This is a genomic window from Hyphococcus luteus (assembly GCF_002943565.1).
GTDB classification, from domain to species: domain Bacteria; phylum Pseudomonadota; class Alphaproteobacteria; order Caulobacterales; family Parvularculaceae; genus Hyphococcus; species Hyphococcus luteus.
The window spans coordinates 1049370-1068105 of the sequence record NZ_PJCH01000005.1 but is presented as its reverse complement, the minus strand read 5'-3'; the positions used below and the strand labels follow the sequence as shown (position 1 = coordinate 1068105).

Genomic DNA, 18736 nt, shown 5'->3' with positions numbered 1-18736 from the left:
GGTTTCAGTTCCCTTTAAATGTGACGCGCCATTTCAAGCGCCGTGTCGGTCATGCGCGTCGAGAAGCCCCACTCATTGTCGTACCAGGTGAGGATGCGCACGAGCTTGCCTTCGAGAATCTGCGTCTGGTTCAGCGCAAAGGTCGAGGAATGCGGGTCGTGGTTGAAATCCGAGGAGACGAGCGGCTTGTCGGTGCAGCCGAGCACGCCCCTGAGCTTGCCGTTCGCCGCTTCGATGATGGCGTTGTTGACCTCTTCGACGCTCGTGTCCCTCTTCGGCGTGAAGACGAGATCGACGACGGAGACATTGGCCGTCGGCACACGGATCGACGAGCCGTCGAGTTTGCCGTTGAGATCAGGCAGGACGAGGCCCACCGCTTTCGCCGCGCCCGTCGAGGTCGGGATCATGTTCATCGCCGCGGCGCGGGCGCGGTAGAGATCCTTGTGCATGGTGTCGAGGGTCGGCTGGTCGCCGGTATAAGAGTGGATCGTCGTCATATAGCCGCGTTCGATGCCGACCGCGTCATTGAGGACCTTCGCCACGGGCGCGAGGCAGTTCGTGGTGCAGGACGCGTTGGAGACGACATGGTCCTGGCCCGTCAGCGAGCCGTGATTGACGCCGAAAACGATGGTCTTGTCGGCGCCGGACGCCGGCGCGGAAACGAGAACGCGCTTGGCGCCCGCGTCGAGATGCATCGCCGCTTTTTCGCGCGACGCGAAAAGTCCCGTGCATTCATAAACGATGTCGACGCCGAGCTCGCCCCAGGGCAGCTTCGACGGATCGCGTTCGGCGAACACCTTGATGGGGCCGATCCCCACATCGATGGTGTCGTTGCGGACTTTCACTTCATGCGGGAACTTGCCGTGGATCGAATCGTACTGGACGAGATGGGCGTTGGTCTCCACCGGCCCCAGATCGTTGATCGCGACAATGTCAACGCCCTTGCGTCCGGTCTCGACGATCGAGCGGAGCGCGAGGCGTCCGATCCGTCCAAAGCCGTTGATTGCAATCTTGAGCGCCATTTTTCGTTTCTCCTAACTGATCAAGCGTTTTGCTTTCGCCGCGACCGCCGCGGGTGTGATGCCGAAATGTTCGTATAGATCGTTGATCGGCGCCGAGGCGCCGAAACCGGTCATGCCGACAAAGCCGTCCTTACGCCGCAGGAAAACGTCCCAGCCCTGGCGAATGGCCGCTTCGATCCCGATGCGCGGCGCCTTGCCGAGAATTTCTTTTTGATAGCTTTCCGGCTGCATGGAAAAGAGTTCGAAACACGGCGCGGACACGACCCGGGCTTTGATCCCGTCTTTTGCAAGCGCCTCGCGCGCCTTCAGCGCCAGCGAAACTTCCGACCCTGACGCGATCAGGGTCACGTCGTTTGCATCCTTGCCGGCGATCACATAAGCGCCTTTGGCCGAAAGATTTTCATCGGACGGTTTGAGACGCGCCTGCTCAAGCCCCTGGCGGGTGAGCGCGACGACCGACGGCGTTGCGATGGTTTTCAGCGCCATTTCCCAGCATTCGGCGGTCTCGACGCCGTCGCAGGGACGGTAGACATTCAAATTCGGAATGGCGCGCAGAGCCGCGAGATGTTCGACCGGCTGGTGGGTCGGCCCGTCTTCGCCGAGACCGATGGAATCGTGCGTCATCACATAGACGACGCGCACGCCCATCAGCGCCGACAGGCGGATCGCCGGGCGGCAGTAATCGGTGAAGACGAGAAAGGTGCCGCCATAGGGAACGACGCCGCCATGCAGCGCCATGCCGTTCATGGCCGCGGCCATGCCGTGCTCGCGAATGCCGTAATAGACATACCGTCCGGCGTAATTCTCCGCAGACAGAACGTCGATATTCTTGGTCTTGGTGTTGTTGGAGCCGGTGAGGTCCGCCGACCCGCCGACCGTGTCGACCACAACCTCGTTGACCACATCGAGCACCAGCTCGGATGCCTTGCGCGTCGCGAGCTTTTGCGGCGTTTCCACGAGCGAGGCGTTGTATTTCGCGATCGCCTTGTTGAGCGCGCCGGCGTAATCGCCCGCCATAGCGGTCTTGAAGGCCTCGCAATGCGCGTCTTTGGCGACGCGCGCCTCCCAGGCCGCGCGGGTCTCGGCGCCGCGCGCGCCCGCCGCGCGCCATTTGGCGAGAAGCTCTTCGGGGATTTCGAACGGGGCGTAAGGCCAGTCGAGCGCCTGGCGCGCGCCTTCGATTTCGCCTTCGCCCAGGGGCGCGCCATGCACGCCGGCGGTGCCGGCCTTGGTGGGCGCGCCATAGCCGATGGTGGTGCGGCAGGCGATCAGCGTCGGCCGCTCGGACGCTTTGGCCTTTTCGATCGCCGCGGAAATCGCCGCCGGATCGTGGCCGTCGACGCGCGTCGTCGCCCAGCCGCTCGCCGCAAAGCGCGCAAGCTGATCGGTCGAATCGGAAAGCGAAATCGGCCCGTCGATGGAGATGTTGTTGTCGTCCCACAGGACAGTCAGCTTACGGAGCTTCAAATGCCCGGCGAGCGCAATCGCCTCCTGGCTGATCCCTTCCATGAGACAGCCGTCGCCGGCGATCGCATAAGTGCGGTGATCGACGACGTCGTCGCCGAACCGGGCGTTGAGATGCGCTTCGGCGAGCGCCATGCCGACGGCGTTGGCGAGCCCCTGCCCCAGGGGGCCGGTCGTCGTTTCGACAGCCGGCGCATGGCCGTATTCCGGGTGGCCCGCGGTTTTGCTGCCGAGCTGGCGGAAATTCTTGATCTCCTCCAGCGTCATCCCTTCATAGCCCAAAAGATAGGCGAGGGAATAAAGCAGCATGGAGCCGTGGCCGGCGGAAAGCACGAAGCGGTCGCGGTCCGGCCAGTCGGGATTGCCTGCGTCGAATTTCAGGTGTTCGGCGAACAGGGTCGTCGCCACATCGGCCATGCCCATGGGCATGCCCGGATGTCCGGATTTGGCTTTTTCGACTGCGTCCATCGCCAGAGCGCGGATCGCATTCGCCATCTGTGGAAAATCAGCCCGATCTGGGCCGGCGCCGGTCATGCGGGAAACCCCCATTTGTCTCGAAAAGCGTAGAATTTCGGGGGCTTCATGCATCGCGGGCGTGCGGGGGTCAAGGCTCGCCGGTGAAGAGCTTTGGGCCCGGCTGGACAGAATCAGCGCCGAGGGCCAAATTGGCCCTGCTTTCAGCGGGTGAACGGAAAAAATCGGCCATGACAGTGCTCGAAAAAGCGGTGCAAAATCTCGCCGAGGCGATCGAAGCCCTCGAATCGCGGCTCGACGTCAAGTTGGATGAGGCGGCGCTCACCGAAGAATCGATGACGGCCGCCCGGCGCCAGGCGCTGGCCGCCCGCAAGCAGACCGACAACGCCGCCCGCGGCGTCGCCGCGGCGATCAGCGACCTCAAGGCGATTCTCGCCGAGGACGAGAAGAAAGGCGGTGACACATGAGCCAGGTTGAAATCCGCGTGAACGACCGGGAATACCGCGTCACCTGCGAGGCGGGCCAGGAAGAGCGCCTGCAGCAGCTTGCGGCGTTTCTCGACAAGCGGGCCTCTGCGATGGCTGCGGAGCTGCCCGACGTGTCCGATGCGCGGCTGATGCTTTTATCCGCGCTGACCATCTGCGACGAGCTTTTCGAAGCCCGCGAGCAGCTTGAGGATATGGACGGCGCCGGCGAGGCGCTCGATCCCGACACCATGGGCGGAGCGAGCCGCGCCGTCGAAGCGGCCGCCAAGCGCGTCAACGACATCGCGTCGAAGCTCGATAACTGATCTTCAACTGACCGCTGGAATCGGCTGCGCTCTATCTTCGTCGAGATAGCGCGCCTGCGTCGGCTTCAATCCTTTATCGAGATCGATCAGCAGGGGATTGCCGGTGGGGATCTCCACATGGACGATGTCCTCATCGGCGACGTTGAAGAGGATTTTGACGAGCGCGCGCAGGGAATTGCCGTGCGCGGCGATGATCAGCGAGTCGCCGGCTTTAAGGTGCGGCGCGATTTCTTTTTCGTAATAGGGCTGAACCCGCTCGAGGGTGAGCTTGAGGGACTCCGTCGCCGGCACGTCGCAGCCATAAAGCTTGTAGCGGGGATCGTTCGAAAGATCGAACTCGCTGCCCGGCTCCATGGGCGGCGGCGGCACATCATAGCTGCGCCGCCAGATTTTCACCTGGTCCTCGCCGTGTTTCTCGGCGGTCTCGGCCTTGTTGAGCCCGGTGAGCCCGCCATAATGGCGCTCATTCAATTGCCAGGCCCGGGTCACCGGCAGCCACATGCGGTCCATCTCGTCGAGGGCGATCCAGAGCGTGCGGATCGCGCGCTTTTGCACCGAGGTGTAGCAGGCGGAAAATTCGGCGCCTGTGTCCCTTAAGAGATCGCCGGCCTTTTTCGCTTCGGCGATCCCTTTTTCCGTCAGGTCCACATCGACCCAGCCGGTGAAGCGGTTTTCGAGGTTCCACTGGCTTTGCCCGTGACGGATCAAGGCGAGGCGGGTCATGTCTGTCTCCTAAAAACTAGAGTCGGGCGTCCTCATAAAAGCTCCGACGCCCGTTGGCTAGGCATGGGGTTGCGCCTACATAGGAGCGGCAACAGGCGGACCTTAAAAATGACAAAAAAACCGACAGTCGCGCTCGCCCTGCATGGCGGCGCCGGCGCCCGCAAGGGCCGCGACTATTCAAAAGCCGAGGCGCATCTTCTCGAGCTCGCCGGGCGCGGCGAGGCGCTGCTCCAGGACGGCGCGCCGGCGGTCGACGTCGTCGAGACGCTGGTCGAAGCCATGGAGACGTCGGGCCTTTATATCGCCGGCAAAGGCGCCCCCCCGAACCGGGCGGGCTACGCCGAGCTCGACGCCTCGATCATGGCGAGCGAAAGCGGCAGTCTCGCCCGCAAGGCAGGCTCCGTCGCGGCGGTGAAGCACCTGAAATCCCCGATCAGGGCCGCGCGCGCGGTGATGGATGCGACGCCGCATGTGATGCTCGCCGGGCGCGGCGCGGAGAATTTCTGCAGCCGCCAAGGCCTCGCCTTCGTCGAAAACCCGGAAAGCTATTACGTCGTGCCCGTGGGCGTCGAACCGGAAGAAATGACCCAGGCCGAGCTCGGCCACGGCACGGTCGGCGCCGTCGCCCTCGATGCGGCGGGCCGCATTGCGGCGGCGACCTCCACCGGCGGGGTCTTCGGCAAGCTCGAAGGACGGGTCGGCGACACGCCGCTGATCGGATCGGGAACCTGGGCCGACGAATTTGTCGGCGCGTCCTGCACCGGGCTCGGGGAATATTTCATTCTCGCCGGCGGCGCGCAGGATGTCGCAAGCCGCGTACGCTATCAGGGCGCCGATCTTCAGACCGCCGCTTCAGGATTGATCAAGGACGTCGCCAAGCTCGGCGGCGACGGCGGCGTCATCGCCGTCTCGAACGAAGGCGAGGTCGCTTTCGCCTGGAATTCCGAAGGCATGAAGCGCGCCGGCTTCGGACCCAATCAGGCTCTCTTCGCCGCTACGTTTTAAACGCCGGAAACCTTGCCGGCGCAAGGCGGATAAAGACGAGTGAATTTGCGCGCGCCGCATGCGGTTGCTATGCTTTCCATCGGAATATGGTGGGAGAATTCCGATGAATGTATTTAAACTGGCGCTGTTCAGCGTCCTTAGTTTCTTAATGTGTCAAAGCGCCGCCAATGCGGCGACCCTTTCACTCGACACCTTTGTCACGGATGTTCAAATCACCAGCGGCGATGGCGTTCTGAATACAGACGATATTGCACTGGTCGGCGACATGCTGGTCTTTGAATTTGACATTCCGGACGGCCTGTTCACGGTGGAGCCGAACGGCCTCGACCTTCCGGGCATGCATTTTTCTGTCAACGGCCTGAATTTCACCGGCGTCAACCCTCGCTTCAATTGGTCGCCCACAGAGTTCACAACGACCTCTATCCTTGACGGATCCGGCAGCATCAGCGCCGGGGGCAATATCTATACGCTTTCAGACGCTTGCTGCTCGACCTTGGGCATGTTCGACGGCCCCGGGGATTCTGACATCAGCCTCGCGGTTGAACTGATCGACTATCTTTTGGTTGTCGATACGATCAACGGCGTCATTACAGGCAATCTGATAAGCTCTGCGGGCGGCGAGGTCGATTTTTCGATCGCCTATGACTGGGCGCCCCCGGACATGACGCCCGTGCCGCTGCCGGGCGCAGGCCTATTGATGCTCGGCGGCTTGCTTTTCGGCGGACGATTCTTGCGCTTCCGCAAACTGAGCCAGCCGAAACTTGCGGCCCAGGTTTAACGCTTGAACTTAACGTGCGAGCTCGCTTCGTTTCAGAAGCGAGCCGTCAATTTGTCTTATTCGACGATCTTGAGATCACGCCAGACGAGGCGGTGATCGGAGCTCTCCACCGGATAGCCGGGCCCGACGAGATCGTAATGGGGCTCATCGGACGCCGGCCAGAAGACGCCGGAGGCTTCTTCCTTGAAGCCCGCTTTTGAAAACAAGACATAATCGAGATGAAGATTGCCGACGCCGGTTTCGGGATCGTCGGCAAAATCGGCGGTGTCTTCGGCTGGGTCGCCTTTGTGGGTTTCATTGACGCCGCCCTGAAGCGCGGCCTGTTCGGCGCCGCCTTCGCTTTTCGGAAACGACGCGCCGGCGATCAAGGGCGATGACAACAATTGCCCGACAGCGCCCGGAACCGCTCCGGCGTCGTGCGGATCGGCGTTCAAATCGCCCATGATGACGAAGCGCTCCCCGGCGGGAAGCCCGCCGGATGCGCCCGCATCGTCGTAAATGTAGTCCGCGCCTTCAATATAATCCGCCCAGAGACGGATTTCGTCGTGATTGCGCTTGCCGTTGCGGTCTTCCTCGCCGTCGAAGCTCGGCGGCGTCGGATGACTCGCCAGCACATGCACGCGCGCGCCGTCGACGATCACCGGAATGTCCGCGTGGGTTTTTGACGAAAGCCGGAAATCCTCAAGCGCCTCGGCGCTGTACCAGTCTTCGGGCTCAGGCGTCGCCGGATCGTCAGGCAGCATGGCGCCCGGCATGTCTTTCCACAGGAATGCCTGAAACGTTCGAACGCCCGCTTCATCGATGGGATATTTCGACAAGAGGACAAAAGCGTACTGACCGGGAAAGGCGCCATAGCCGAAGGCGTCGCCGCCATAGGCGCGCGCGCCGGGTTCGACCGTCACAACGCCGTCGCGATCGAGGTCATGGCCGGAAGGGACCCCCGTATTCGACGACGCGAGATAGGCGTAAGGATAAACCGCCGGCGCGGCGCCGTTCCAGCCGCGTTCGAGATAATTCTCCTGGAAGAGGCGCAGCGCCTCGCCGCGCTCGTCGTAATCGAACTCGCTGAGGAGAAGGATGTCAGGCGCGGCGCGCTGGATGATCTCGGCGACCTTCTGCGCCTGAATATTGTCCGGCGCTCTCAGATCCGCGATCAGCCCGCCCTCTTCCGGCCGGTTGAGATAGGCGTTGAAGGCGGCGAAGCGCGCCACGGGGGCCGCGGCGGTCTTTTCCGGCGCTGGCGCGGCTTCGTTTCCGCAAGCCGCGAGCAGAATGAACGCTATCATCGCCGCTGGGAATCTCAACGCCCGCCTCCCCCGCAATACCCGGTCAGGCGGTTTCTTTGCCTTGCATCCGCGTCAAATGCAACTCACCGTCGGCGGGGTTGCGAGGTCAGTCATTTTGATTCGAAGCGCCGTCGTCGCCGAGCACTTCATCGACGATATAAATCGGCCGGCGCTTCACTTCGACAAAGAGCCGCGAGATATATTCGCCGAGCACGCCCACGGAGATCATCTGCACGCTGCCGAAGAAAAGGATAAGCACCACCAGGGAGGCGTAGCCCGGGACATCAACGCCGGTGAACACTGTCCGTATAATGATGAAAGACGCATAGAGAAACGATAAAAAGGCGACAACCGCGCCGATATAGCTCCACACCCGCAAAGGGGCCGTTGAGAAACTGACAAAGCCGTCAAGCGCGAAATTCCAGAGCTTCCAAAAATTGAACTTGGTTTCGCCTGCGGCGCGCGCCGGACGCGCATAGGGAACGGCGACGGAGGAAAAGCCGGCCCAGACGAACAAGCCCTTCATGAAGCGCGAGCGTTCGGGGAGCGTTTTGATCACCTCAACGACGCGCCGGTCCATGAGGCGGAAATCGCCGGTGTTTTCCGGGATATTGACAACGGAAATCCGGTTGAAAAGCCGGTAAAACCCTTCCGCCGTCATGCGCTTGGCCGCCGTATCCGCGCCGCGGTCCTCGCGCTTGCCATAAACCACGTCGACGCCCTCGCGCCATTTGGCGACGAAATCGCGGATCAGCTCTGGCGGGTCCTGCAAATCGGTGTCGATGACGACAACCGCATCGCCTTTCGCATGATCGAGCCCGGCGGTGAGCGCGGCTTCCTTGCCGAAATTGCGCGAGAAAATCACGACCTTCACATGGCTGTTTTCCCCCGCCAGCTTTTCAAGCTTTGCGCGCGTGTCGTCGGTCGAACCGTCATCGACAAAGACAAGCTCATAATCGAAATTGGCGCCGTCGAGAACCGGCGCAATTTCCATCATGAAAGGCCCGAGCGCATCCGCCTCGTTATAACAGGGGGCGATAATGGAAATCAGCGGACGCGCAGGCCGGGGCCGCGCCCTTGGCGCCGTCCCTGCCGCTTCCTCAATCCTGTCGATCGCGCCGTCGCTCATGGCCTTCGCCCGAGGTTAACCATCCTTCGCGCGACCATCGCCCGGAGGCGTTAACAATCAAGTAACGCCTGAAACAAAGCGCCGATTCGCGAAAAGGCCGAACGGTCAGCGGACTCGGCCGTCTGAAGCCGCTTCAATCGGGCTTCGGGCGGCTAAACGAGCAAGCCGACGATTTCCCGGACCTCCCGGACGATGGGATCGGCGACAGCCGAGGCTTTTTCCGCGCCTGAGCGCAGGACGCCCTGTAAATGGCCGGGATCGGCCTCGAGCCGACGCAGCTCCGCGCCGATGGGGGCGATCTTCTCGACAACCAGCTCGGCGAGGGCCGGCTTGAAGACCCCGAAACCCTGGCCGCCGAATTCGGAAAGCACCTGCGCCTCCGACTTGCCGGAAAGCGCGGCATAGATGCCGACGAGATTCTTCGCCTCGGGACGGTTTTCGAGACCATCCGGTTCGGAAGGCAGCGCGTCCGGATCCGACTTCGCCTTCTTGATCTTTTTGGCGATCGCGTCGGCTTCGTCGGTCAGAAACACGCAGGCGTTATCCGATGGATCCGATTTCGACATTTTCTTCTCGCCATCACGCAAGGACATGATGCGCGCGCCGGGCCCCTTGATCAGCGGTTCCGGCAGCGGAAAGAAATCCGGCTTATCGAAGTCGTGATTGAACTTGCCGGCGATATCCCGGGACAATTCCAGATGCTGCTTCTGGTCTTCGCCCACGGGCACATGGGTCGCCTTATAGGCGAGAATGTCCGCCGCCTGCAGCACCGGATAGGTGTAGAGCCCGACCGAGGCGCGCTCGGAATTTTTGCCGGCCTTGTCCTTGAACTGGGTCATGCGGTCGAGCCAGCCGAGCCGGGCGACGCAATTGAATATCCAGGCGAGTTCCGCATGAGCGTGCGCGCCCGACTGGTGAAACACCACGGCCTGTTCCGGATCGATGCCGGCGGCGAGATAAGCGGCGGCGATGTGAAACGTCTGTTCCCGGAGTTTTTCCGGTTCCTGCCAGACGGTGATCGCATGCATGTCGACGACGCAGTAATAGCATTCATATTGATGCTGCAATTCGACGAATTTGCGGATCGCGCCGAGATAATTGCCGAGATGCATCCCGCCCGATGGCTGAATGCCCGAAAAAACGCGCATGGGACCCTGGTAACCGCTCATATCAAAAACTCGTTTGTCTTCTTTGATCGCCGGCCTTACTTGCCGGCCGCGCCGGTCTTGTAGTCGCCGGGGCGCGCGGCGCCAAGCGCCAGGGCGAGCGCGCCGTAAAGAACAAGCCCCGCCCCCACAAGCGCGGCGACCGCCAGCCATTCCCGTCCCCACAGAAACGCTGAGATCGCCTCCGTCTGCGGCAGGGCCCAGAGGAGAAAAGCCGCAAGCCCCGCGACAGAAAGGAGAATGCGGGCGAAACGGGCCATGAGCTTGGCGCTGGGACGGAAGAGATGCAGCCGGTAAAGGCGCTGGGCGAGAAGCGTCACCTGCAGCCAGGCGGCGAAGGACGTGGCGCCCGCAACGGCGAGAAATCCGAAGAAAGGGAAAAGCGCAAGGGAGAGCCCCGTGTTCACGGCGATGGCGATGAGCGCGTATTTCATGGGCGTCTTCGTGTCTTCCCGCGCGAAATAGGCCGGCGCGAAAATCTTCAGCCAGACAAAGGCCGGCAGCCCGGCTCCGAAAATAGCGAGCGCCGCGCCGGTCATGGCGACGTCTTCCTGCGTAAAGGCCGAACGTCTTACGCCGACAAGCGACAGGGCGTCGCCGGCGAGCCCGCGGAAAAGCGCGTCGCAGATCGCCTCGCCCATGATGACAAACGCGGCGGCGGCGGGGATCGCGAGCAATGCGGAAAGCTCCAGCGCGCGATTGAGCGCGCGCGCCGCGCCCTTTTCGTCGCCCGACTTCACCCGCGCCGACAGCATGGGCAAAAGAACGACGCCCAGCGCAATGCCGATCACGGCGAGCGGCAATTGATAAAGCTGGTCGGCGTTCATCAGCCAGGAGACGGCGCCCTGCTCCTGGCTGGCGATATTGGTGCCGACGATGAGATTGATCTGCAAGGCCCCGGCGCTGATGAAGCCCGGCGCGCCGAGCGCAAAGAGCCGCTTCATGGCGGGCGTCAGGCGCGGCGTTTTGAGTTTTAAAAGATAGCCTTGCCGCCAGGCGCCGAGAAGCAGCAGCATGAATTGCGCAAGCCCCCCCGCCGCGACGCCCCACGCGACGGCGAGCCCCGAGATTTCGGTCTCGGCGTCGGCGTAAAGGAGGAGCGCGCCGATCATGAACACGTTGAGCGCGATCGGCGCCGCGGCCGACGCCGCAAAGCGGCTTAGGGAATTCAGAACGCCGCTGTAAAGTCCGACCAGCGACATCAGCATCAGATAGGGAAACATGATGCGCGTATAGAGCGTCGTCAGCTGGAACTTGTCCGGATTGTCCTCAAAGCCCGAGGCGATCAGATATACGAAAAGCGGCGCGGCGATTTCAACGAGCGCCGTCAGGATCGTCAGTATAAAGATAAGCCCGGCCAGCACTTCTTCGGCGAAGGCTTTCGCCTCCGCCTCGCCGCCATCGGTGCGCCGGCCCTGAAACATCGGAATGAAGGCGGCGTGAAAAGCGCCTTCGGCGAACAGGCGCCGGAACATGTTGGGCAGGCGGAACGCCGCCCAGAAGGCGTCGGCCACAGGGTTGCCGCCGGCGCCGATGATCCCCGCCATCAGGATCTGGCGCGCGAATCCCAAAACGCGGCTCGCCATGGTCATGCCGCTCACGGTCGCAAGGGATTTGAATATATTGCCGCTCATGGAGATTTTCGCGCTTTAAAGAGCCCCGATAGCCCTGTTCAGTCGTCGGAGCCAGCCGCCAACACCTCGCCAAGCGCTTTTTTGATGCGCGCCAGCGCGGCGGCGTCTTCGAGCTTCCGCCCGTCCTTCGTCTGAAGGTAAAATGCGTCGACGGCGCGTTCTCCATATGTCGCAATATGGGCTGATGTGATGGTCGCGCCTTCGCGCGCCAGCGCCCGGGTCAGCTCGTAAAGAAGCCCGGGCCGGTCAAGCCCTTCGGCCTCCACCACCGCCGCCTCTTCGGAGGCTTCCCGCTCGATCCGCACTTCGGATTTAACCGAGAAAATCTCCCGCCGGTCGCCGAGACGCCGCCGCAGTTCCGGCGGCCTGTCGGGCGGCGCGGCGGCGGCCGTAAACAAGGCTTCGTGAAGCCGCTTGCCCTGCTCCATGTCTTCAACCGGCACGCCGTCCGGCGACTGGACAATGAAAATATCGATCGCCTTGCCGTCATCCGTGGTGAGCGCCTGCACGGTCCTGACGCTCATGCCGGTCGAGGCGACGGCGCCGGCGAGATCGGAAAGCAGCCCCGCCCGGTCGTCGGTGTAGACAATGGCCTCGAGATCGCCGTCGCGCGGCGTCACGACGACGGCGCTGTTCGCCGCGTCTTTTTCCGCCGCGCGGGCGAGCGTCGCAAACCGCACGATGATGTCCGGATCGAGCGAGCGCATCATGGAATCGTCGAGGCGGTCCAAAAACGCCGTCTTTTCCTTTTCGCTCCAGCCGGAAAGCCGTTCCTTCGCCTCCTTGCGCACATGTTTCGCACGGTCATTGAGACTTTTGCCGAGCGCTTCCTCGCCATGGTCGAACCAAAGGGCCGCAGCGTCATAAAGCTCGGCGAGACGCAGCCGGGTCATCTCGTCCCAGGACTGAAAACCGACGACGCGCAAATGACAGACCGACAGGACAAGCATCATGTCGAGCCGCGCGCGCGAACCCACCGATTGCGCGAAAGCGGAAATCGCACGGGGTTCGGTGATGTTGCGCCGTTCCGCCGTCCGCACGAGCATCAGATGGCGGGCCGCCGCCCAGCCGGCGAGCGCCGCCTCTTCATCATTGAGGCCCAGACGCTTGGTCACGCGAATAACCAGCTTTTCGCAGGCGTCGACGGAGCTTTCTTTTAAGGACCAGCGCGCTTCATGGAGAAGAACCCCGTAATAATAGAGCAGCGGATTTTGCGCATTGCTGACGATCACCGAGGCGATCGGATGCTCTTCCTCGATTTCGCAACGGTGAATTTGTCTTAAGAGGCCGACGCAACGCAGCACATGTTCGTCGATGGTGAAGCGGCGATAGAGCCCGTAATCGATGCGCCCGACAATCGATCCGAAAGCGGGAATGTATTTTCCCAAAAGCCCCGTCTCGGTCATGATGCGCAGGACCCGCACCGAGTCTTCGCTGTCCGTCAGAATGCCGGCGAAAAGCCTGGCGACGACCGGGTCGCGGCGCACCGGCGTCGTGACGTTCGGAACCTGCTCGGTGACGATGGCGAGCGCATCGGGGTGGAAGTCGATTTTCGGCTGCTTGCCGTAAGCCCGGAAAAGCCGGAAAAGATCGCGCGGCTGGCGGCGCGCCTTGGCCGCGCTTTCAAAATCGAGACGGCCGTTATTGATGCGCAAATTCGGCTTGCCCGGCGCCTCGTCCTCCTGCAGCGCGCGCGGCAGGAAGCGCGGCAGGCGCGGCAGGCGCTTGGCCTTCTCCTCTTCGAGGCGCGCGCAGAGAATGCGCGTCAGGCGGCCAACCTCGACCGCATTGACAAAATAATGCTTCATCAGCCGTTCGGCGGCGGTCATGTTCTTGCGGTCGGCATAGCCGAGGCGTTCGGCGATTTCCGGCTGCACGTCAAAAGTGAGTTTTTCGTCGGCGCGCCCGCGCAGATCGTGCAGATGGACGCGCACCGACCACAAAAACCGCTTAGCTTTCAAAAGCGCCTGGCGTTCCGCCTTGCCGACAATTCTTTCGGCCTCTTTCGCATCGTTCAGGATGTCGCCATAGGCGTAGCGGTAAATCCAGCGGATCGTCTGAACGTCCCGGAGGCCCCCCTTCGCCTCTTTGATGTCGGGCTCGACCAGATAGCGGGTTTCGAAAAATTTCGCCTGACGCTCATTTTGCTCTTCGAGCTTGGCTGCGACGAATTCCGGCACGGTCTTGCGCCGCAGCTTGTCGAAACCGGCGTGAAATTCGTCATAGACGTCCCTGGCCCCGCACAGGAACCGCGCATCGAGATAAGCCGTCCGCGCGACAATGTCGCTCTTGGCGAACTCCACGGCGCTCGCCGGCGTATGCGCGCCATAGCCGAGCTTCACGCCGGAATCCCACAAGGGATAAAGCAGGCGGTTCAACGTGTCGCGCAGGGTCTTTTCGACCTGCGGGCGGTGCAGGAAAAGGAGATCGATATCCGAATAGGGGGCCAGTTCGGAGCGGCCATAGCCGCCGACGGCGCAGACGGCGATGTCTTTGCCGACGCCCTCTTTCGAGAGCGCGAAAAGCGTGCGGACGATGTCGTCGACGCCTTTGGCGAGACGCGCCGCAATGCGGTCGCCGCGCACAACTTCGCGCAAGGTGCGCCGGCGCAAATCGACAAAGGCGTGTTTTAAAACCTTGCCGGTCGCGCCATGGGCCTGGCCTGCGCGTTCGGCCGCCATGGCGGCGGCGATCTGCTCTTCGAGGGAATCGCCGGAGAGAAAGGATGTGTCGCCGGGGGGCGTTGGCTCTGCTGTCACTGGAGAAAGGGCTTAAAGAACCGGGCTGCGCTAGGGTGCGCATTGTCGCGCGCCGGGCCCATGATTTCAACTGGCCCCGCCTGAGACAATCTTGCGTAATTTTAAAAATGTCAGCCCTGAAGCTGCGCCAGCCGCTTGAGGACAATCGCCGCGCCCATATGGCCGTTTTCAGCCGCAACCGCGCACCAGCGCCGGGCCGCGTCCGGGTCTTTGGCCTCGCGCCCGAGCGCATTCAGCTCGCAAAGCCGGTAGGCGGCCTCTCCCGCCTTGGGAAAACGCGCCGGCTCGGCCGAGGCGGCGACTTCGAGCCATTTCGTCATGCCGGCTTCGGAAACCTCGACGCCGTCGCCCATTTCGAAGCGTTTCGCGAGACGCCAGGCGACGACCGGATCGCCCTCTTCGGCGCGCGCCTCTTCTATGGCGATCATATCGTCAAGCGAGGGGCTGTGGGCGAGGTGTTTGCGGCGGAGATTTTCTAGCCGGATGAGCGCGGCGTAATCGCCGGCGAGGGCCGCCTCTTTCAACAGCGCAACGCCCTTGAAGAGGTCCGCCTCCCGGCCTTTCGGCGTTTCGCCGTCGAGCATGATATAGGCGAGGTAGCGCTTGGCTTTAATCGCGCCGTCCTCCGACGCCGCCGCAAGCAGGGGCCAGGCCGTCTCGACATCGCCGGCGCGGTAAGCCGCGATCCCGTCAGTTAGTCCGGATGCGGAGGGTTGCGCCGAAGCGCCGCCGGCAAACACAAGAGAAAGCGCCGCCGCGAAGCTGACCAAAATCCGGTTTTTCATGCCGAAGCCCTTGCCGAAATGCGGGCGCGGAACGCCGCTTGTTGGCGCGGGCTATAGCTCATCCAACATGGATTTCAACCGGTAAAGCGCATCCAGCGCATCTTTTGGCGAAAGGGAATCGGGATCGAGCGCATCCAGTGCGTTTACGATGACAGTTTCATGACGAACGCCGTCTTGCGTGACATTTTCATGACAGTCTTCGCTGTCCGATGGGGCGTCTTGAGCGGCGGCGAAGAGCGGCAATTCGCTGACGGCGCCGCCCGCGCTTCCGCGCGCTTCGAGCATTTTCAAAACCGCTTCGGCGCGTTTCACCGCTTTTGGAGGAAGTCCCGCAAGCCGCGCCACCGCCACGCCGTAGGACCGGTCCGCCGGACCCGATGCGACTTCATGCAAAAAGACGACGTCGCCTTTCCACTCGCGCACCTTCATCGACACATTGACGAGCCGCGCAAGCTTTTCCGCGAGCGCCGTCAGTTCGTGATAATGGGTTGCGAAGAGACCGCGGCAGCGATTGACGTCATGGAGATGTTCGACCGCCGCCCAGGCGATGGACATGCCGTCGAAGGTCGACGTGCCGCGCCCGATTTCATCGAGCACCACAAGCGAGCGGTCGCTCGCCTGATTGAGGATCGCCGCGGTTTCGACCATTTCCACCATGAAGGTCGAGCGGCCGCCGGCGAGATCGTCCGAGGCGCCGACGCGCGAAAAGACGCGGTCGATGACGCCGATGCGCGCGGCGTCGGCCGGGACATAGAGCCCCGCCTGGGCGAGAATGGCGATCAGCGCGTTCTGGCGCAGAAAAGTCGATTTGCCGGCCATATTGGGGCCGGTGACGAGCCAGAGCTTCGTTTCTTCGTCGCCGCCGAGATCGCAGTCATTGGCGATAAAGGCCTCGCTCGCCGCGCGTTCGACCACCGGATGACGCCCGGCCTTGATGTCGAAAGCGAAGCTGTCGTCGAGATGCGGACGGACATAGCGCTGGTCTAAGGCGAGCACGGCGCCGGCCGCCGCGATGTCGATTTCCGCCAGCGCCGCAGCGACCGCAGCAATGGCGTCCCGCCGGCCCAGCACCGCGGCGCATAAATCATCGAACAGCTCAAGCTCGCGGGCAAGCGATTCGTCGCGCGCGCGGGTGATCTTGGCGTCGAGATCGGCAAGTTCCGTCGTCGTAAACCGCACGGCGCTCGCCAGGGTCTGGCGGTGAATGAAGGTTTCGTTCAGGGGCGCCGTCATCAGCTTGTCGCCCTGCGAGGGCGGCGTCTCGACGAAATAGCCGAGCACATTGTTGTGTTTGATTTTGAGCGTCTTGACGCCGGCGAGCTCTTTATATTGCGACTCGAGTCCGGCGATGACGCGGCGCGATTCATCTCTCAGCATACGGACAGAATCGAGCCCTTCGTCATAGCCTTTGGCGATGAAGCCGCCGTCGCGGGCGAGCATGGGAAGCTCTGGCGCCAAAGCCTCGCGCAACATGGTGATGAGCGCGGAAAAGCCTTCGCCCCGCCGGTCCTCAAGCGCCTCGCCGGCGCGGTTCAAGGCGTCGGGCAATCCTTCGCCTTCCGTTAAAGCCCCTGAAATTTCGCGCGCGCGGATGAGCGCATCGCGAAGGCTCGCGAGATCGCGCGGGCCCCCACGGCCTGTCGCCAGCCGCGACAAAGCGCGCGCGGCGTCCGGCGTTTCTTTCAGGCTTGCGCGGATTTTTTCGCAAAGATCGCGCTCATTTTCGAAAAAACCGACGGCGTCATGGCGCGCGGCAATGGCGTTGATATCGGTGAGCGGCGCAGACACGCGCGCGGCGAGCGCCCTTGCGCCCGCGCCCGTCACCGTGCGGTCGACGGCCCAGAGAAGCGAGCCTTTGCGCGCGCCGGTTTGCGTCTGCAACAGCTCCAGCGATGCGCGCGTCGCCGCGTCGATCACCATCGCATCGGAAATCGCCGAGCGCCGGGGCGGGTCGAGCGCGGGCAGGCGCCCGGCCTGGGTCAGGGTCACATAGCTTAAAAGCGCGCCCAACGCCCCGCATTCAGCGCGCGAGAACGCGCCAAACCCGTCGAGGGAGGCGACCTCATAGGTCTCCATGATGCGCCGCTGGCCGGCGGCGGAATCGAACAGATGCGCCGCCTGGGGAGTCAGCGTCATCGCATTGGCGCGCGCCATCACCGCCTCGCGCCACGGGCTTCCTTCATCGAGATCAGGCAGCACCAGTTCTTTCGGCGCAATCGCGGCGAGATCGGCGGCAATGCGATCGAGACCCGTTTCGCGCACCGATAATTCGCCCGTCGACACGTCGACCCAGGCGAGCGCCGCCTCGGCGCCGTCGCGCAATAAAGAGAGCGCGGCGAGAAAATTATTCGAGCGCGCGTCGAGCAGCGCATCTTCGACAATCGTGCCCGGCGTCACCGTTCTGATGATTTCGCGTTTGACAACGGACTTCGAACCGCGCTTCTTCGCCTCTTCCGGCTTTTCCATCTGCTCGCAGATGGCGACTTTATGACCGGCGCGAATAAGCCTCGCCAGATAGGATTCATAAGCGTGAAACGGCACGCCGCACATGGGAATGTCTTCGCCGCCATGCTGGCCGCGTTTCGTAAGCGCGATATCGAGAACGCCCGCCGCCGTCACCGCATCGTCGAAAAACAACTCGTAAAAGTCGCCCATGCGATAAAACAACAACGCATCCCCCGCCTGTTCTTTAATGGCGAGATACTGCATCATCATCGGCGTCGGCTGGGCGGCCGTTTTCATACTATGCTGTTACCCTTCGTTCTCTTTTCCGGCCGTCCTTTTTCAAACAATAAGCCGTCCGGCGGAAATCTTTCGCCCTTTGTGCAACTTAAGAATTGATCTTTCCGCGAAAACGGTAAGGATGAGCGGTTCGTGAGCGTACCCTTTATGTCGATAAATCACATCACCCGAACTGAAATCAATATCGGCGCCCGCGCGGCGCCCCTGATCGCGCGCGTCAATCGCCGCGCCAAACGGTTGATTTTGAAGGTTGACGCCGTAACTGGGGAAATTCATGTGACGGCGCCGTCGAAACGCGCCCTGCCCGAAGCCATCCGCTTCGCCCATGAACGCATCGATTGGATTACAAGCCAGCTCGCCGACGATTTGCGCGGAAAGCCGTTTCAGGCGGGCATGTCCATTCCATTTCAGGGTGCCGACCATGTCATCATCCATGATGAAAATCTGCGCGCAGCGGCGCGGCTCGATAATGAGCTTTTTCCCGCGATTCGCGTCGGCGGCCGCGCGGAACATTTAAACCGCCGGGTCACCGACTGGCTGAAACGCGAAGCCAGAAAACGCCTCACCGACCGCGCCGATTATTATTGCAGCGAACTCGGCAAAAAGCGCCGCGCCATTCGCATTCGCGACACCAAAACGCGCTGGGGCTCCTGCACGTCGGATGGCGACATGTCGTTTTGCTGGCGGCTGATCATGGCGCCGCCGGAAATCCTAAATTATGTCGCCGCGCATGAATGCGCGCATCTTATCCATCTGGATCATTCGCCGGCGTTCTGGCGCGTGGTGCGCGAGCTTGGCGTCGACGCGCGCGGCGCCGCGCGCTGGCTCGGCGATCACGGACCTTCGCTGTTCACCTACGGCGTCGTTTCAGAAAAATAGACTGAAGCGTGATCAGGAAAAGCAGAAACCGGTTCTCCGGTTCGATCACGCGACCATCAAGACTCCGGAGCAGGGTCCTGTTCAAGCGAAAAGGAGTCCT

The 18736-nt window shown here is 62.4% G+C and carries 15 protein-coding genes; 5 read left to right on the top strand and 10 right to left on the bottom strand.

The window, feature by feature from the left end; translation table 11 throughout:
- Positions 1-14: 14 nt before the first annotated feature.
- Positions 15-1022 (bottom strand): type I glyceraldehyde-3-phosphate dehydrogenase, encoded by a 1008-nt coding sequence (gene gap / locus CW354_RS10065; RefSeq protein WP_104829861.1) that lies wholly within the window; start codon positions 1020-1022, stop codon positions 15-17.
- A gap of 12 nt (positions 1023-1034) precedes the next feature.
- Positions 1035-3020 carry a transketolase gene (gene tkt / locus CW354_RS10060; protein WP_243396341.1) on the bottom strand — a complete coding sequence of 662 codons (1986 nt, stop codon included), beginning with the start codon at positions 3018-3020 and terminating at the stop codon, positions 1035-1037.
- Between the two features lie 170 nt (positions 3021-3190).
- Between tkt and CW354_RS10055 the strand changes: the two genes are divergently transcribed.
- Both CW354_RS10055 and CW354_RS10050 read left to right on the top strand, forming a co-directional pair.
- Positions 3191-3427, top strand: coding sequence for a hypothetical protein (locus CW354_RS10055; RefSeq protein WP_104829859.1), 237 nt, complete (start codon positions 3191-3193; stop codon positions 3425-3427).
- Positions 3424-3750, top strand: a complete 327-nt coding sequence (locus tag CW354_RS10050; RefSeq protein WP_104829858.1) for a cell division protein ZapA — start codon at positions 3424-3426, stop codon at positions 3748-3750. Before CW354_RS10055 ends, CW354_RS10050 begins: the two co-directional genes overlap by 4 nt.
- 3 nt (positions 3751-3753) lie before the next feature.
- On the opposite strand, the gene gpmA is transcribed toward CW354_RS10050, so the two are convergent.
- Positions 3754-4473 (bottom strand): 2,3-diphosphoglycerate-dependent phosphoglycerate mutase, encoded by a 720-nt coding sequence (gpmA, locus tag CW354_RS10045; RefSeq protein WP_104829857.1) that lies wholly within the window; start codon positions 4471-4473, stop codon positions 3754-3756.
- Positions 4474-4581: 108 nt separating this feature from the next.
- Here gpmA and CW354_RS10040 point away from each other — a divergent pair, with 108 nt between their 5' ends.
- Entirely contained in the window at positions 4582-5478 is an 897-nt protein-coding gene (locus CW354_RS10040) for an isoaspartyl peptidase/L-asparaginase family protein (protein WP_104829856.1), read from the top strand.
- A 103-nt stretch (positions 5479-5581) separates the two neighbouring features.
- Positions 5582-6256 (top strand): hypothetical protein, encoded by a 675-nt coding sequence (locus tag CW354_RS10035; protein ID WP_104829855.1) that lies wholly within the window; start codon positions 5582-5584, stop codon positions 6254-6256.
- Positions 6257-6312: 56 nt separating this feature from the next.
- On the opposite strand, the gene CW354_RS10030 is transcribed toward CW354_RS10035, so the two are convergent.
- The 7 genes from CW354_RS10030 to mutS form a co-directional block, all read right to left on the bottom strand.
- Positions 6313-7542 (bottom strand): endonuclease/exonuclease/phosphatase family protein, encoded by a 1230-nt coding sequence (locus CW354_RS10030; RefSeq protein ID WP_104829854.1) that lies wholly within the window; start codon positions 7540-7542, stop codon positions 6313-6315.
- A 106-nt stretch (positions 7543-7648) separates the two neighbouring features.
- Complete coding sequence (locus CW354_RS10025) at positions 7649-8671, bottom strand: glycosyltransferase family 2 protein (protein ID WP_104829853.1); 1023 nt, start codon at positions 8669-8671, stop codon at positions 7649-7651.
- Positions 8672-8823: 152 nt separating this feature from the next.
- Positions 8824-9840, bottom strand: a complete 1017-nt coding sequence (trpS, locus tag CW354_RS10020) for a tryptophan--tRNA ligase (RefSeq protein ID WP_104829852.1) — start codon at positions 9838-9840, stop codon at positions 8824-8826.
- Positions 9841-9875: 35 nt separating this feature from the next.
- Positions 9876-11471, bottom strand: a complete 1596-nt coding sequence (gene murJ / locus CW354_RS10015) for a murein biosynthesis integral membrane protein MurJ (protein WP_104829851.1) — start codon at positions 11469-11471, stop codon at positions 9876-9878.
- Between the two features lie 38 nt (positions 11472-11509).
- Complete coding sequence (glnD, locus tag CW354_RS10010) at positions 11510-14230, bottom strand: [protein-PII] uridylyltransferase (RefSeq protein ID WP_104829850.1); 2721 nt, start codon at positions 14228-14230, stop codon at positions 11510-11512.
- Between the two features lie 110 nt (positions 14231-14340).
- Positions 14341-15015 carry an SEL1-like repeat protein gene (locus CW354_RS10005; RefSeq protein ID WP_104829849.1) on the bottom strand — a complete coding sequence of 225 codons (675 nt, stop codon included), beginning with the start codon at positions 15013-15015 and terminating at the stop codon, positions 14341-14343.
- Positions 15016-15066: 51 nt separating this feature from the next.
- The gene (gene mutS, locus CW354_RS10000; RefSeq protein WP_104829848.1) at positions 15067-17757 is read right to left on the bottom strand and encodes a DNA mismatch repair protein MutS; all 2691 of its coding nucleotides are present in this window, start codon (positions 17755-17757) and stop codon (positions 15067-15069) included.
- A gap of 132 nt (positions 17758-17889) precedes the next feature.
- Between mutS and CW354_RS09995 the strand changes: the two genes are divergently transcribed.
- Positions 17890-18636, top strand: a complete 747-nt coding sequence (locus CW354_RS09995; RefSeq protein ID WP_133162265.1) for a M48 family metallopeptidase — start codon at positions 17890-17892, stop codon at positions 18634-18636.
- Positions 18637-18736 lie beyond the last annotated feature (100 nt).

Coding starts and splice junctions, on each gene's coding strand:
- gap (WP_104829861.1), bottom strand. CDS start 1,022: ATGGCGCTCAAGATTGCAATCAACGGCTTTGGACGGATCGGACGCCTC.
- tkt (WP_243396341.1), bottom strand. CDS start 3,020: ATGACCGGCGCCGGCCCAGATCGGGCTGATTTTCCACAGATGGCGAAT.
- CW354_RS10055 (WP_104829859.1), top strand. CDS start 3,191: ATGACAGTGCTCGAAAAAGCGGTGCAAAATCTCGCCGAGGCGATCGAA.
- CW354_RS10050 (WP_104829858.1), top strand. CDS start 3,424: ATGAGCCAGGTTGAAATCCGCGTGAACGACCGGGAATACCGCGTCACC.
- gpmA (WP_104829857.1), bottom strand. CDS start 4,473: ATGACCCGCCTCGCCTTGATCCGTCACGGGCAAAGCCAGTGGAACCTC.
- CW354_RS10040 (WP_104829856.1), top strand. CDS start 4,582: ATGACAAAAAAACCGACAGTCGCGCTCGCCCTGCATGGCGGCGCCGGC.
- CW354_RS10035 (WP_104829855.1), top strand. CDS start 5,582: ATGAATGTATTTAAACTGGCGCTGTTCAGCGTCCTTAGTTTCTTAATG.
- CW354_RS10030 (WP_104829854.1), bottom strand. CDS start 7,542: ATGATAGCGTTCATTCTGCTCGCGGCTTGCGGAAACGAAGCCGCGCCA.
- CW354_RS10025 (WP_104829853.1), bottom strand. CDS start 8,671: ATGAGCGACGGCGCGATCGACAGGATTGAGGAAGCGGCAGGGACGGCG.
- trpS (WP_104829852.1), bottom strand. CDS start 9,840: ATGAGCGGTTACCAGGGTCCCATGCGCGTTTTTTCGGGCATTCAGCCA.
- murJ (WP_104829851.1), bottom strand. CDS start 11,471: ATGAGCGGCAATATATTCAAATCCCTTGCGACCGTGAGCGGCATGACC.
- CW354_RS10005 (WP_104829849.1), bottom strand. CDS start 15,015: ATGAAAAACCGGATTTTGGTCAGCTTCGCGGCGGCGCTTTCTCTTGTG.
- mutS (WP_104829848.1), bottom strand. CDS start 17,757: ATGAAAACGGCCGCCCAGCCGACGCCGATGATGATGCAGTATCTCGCC.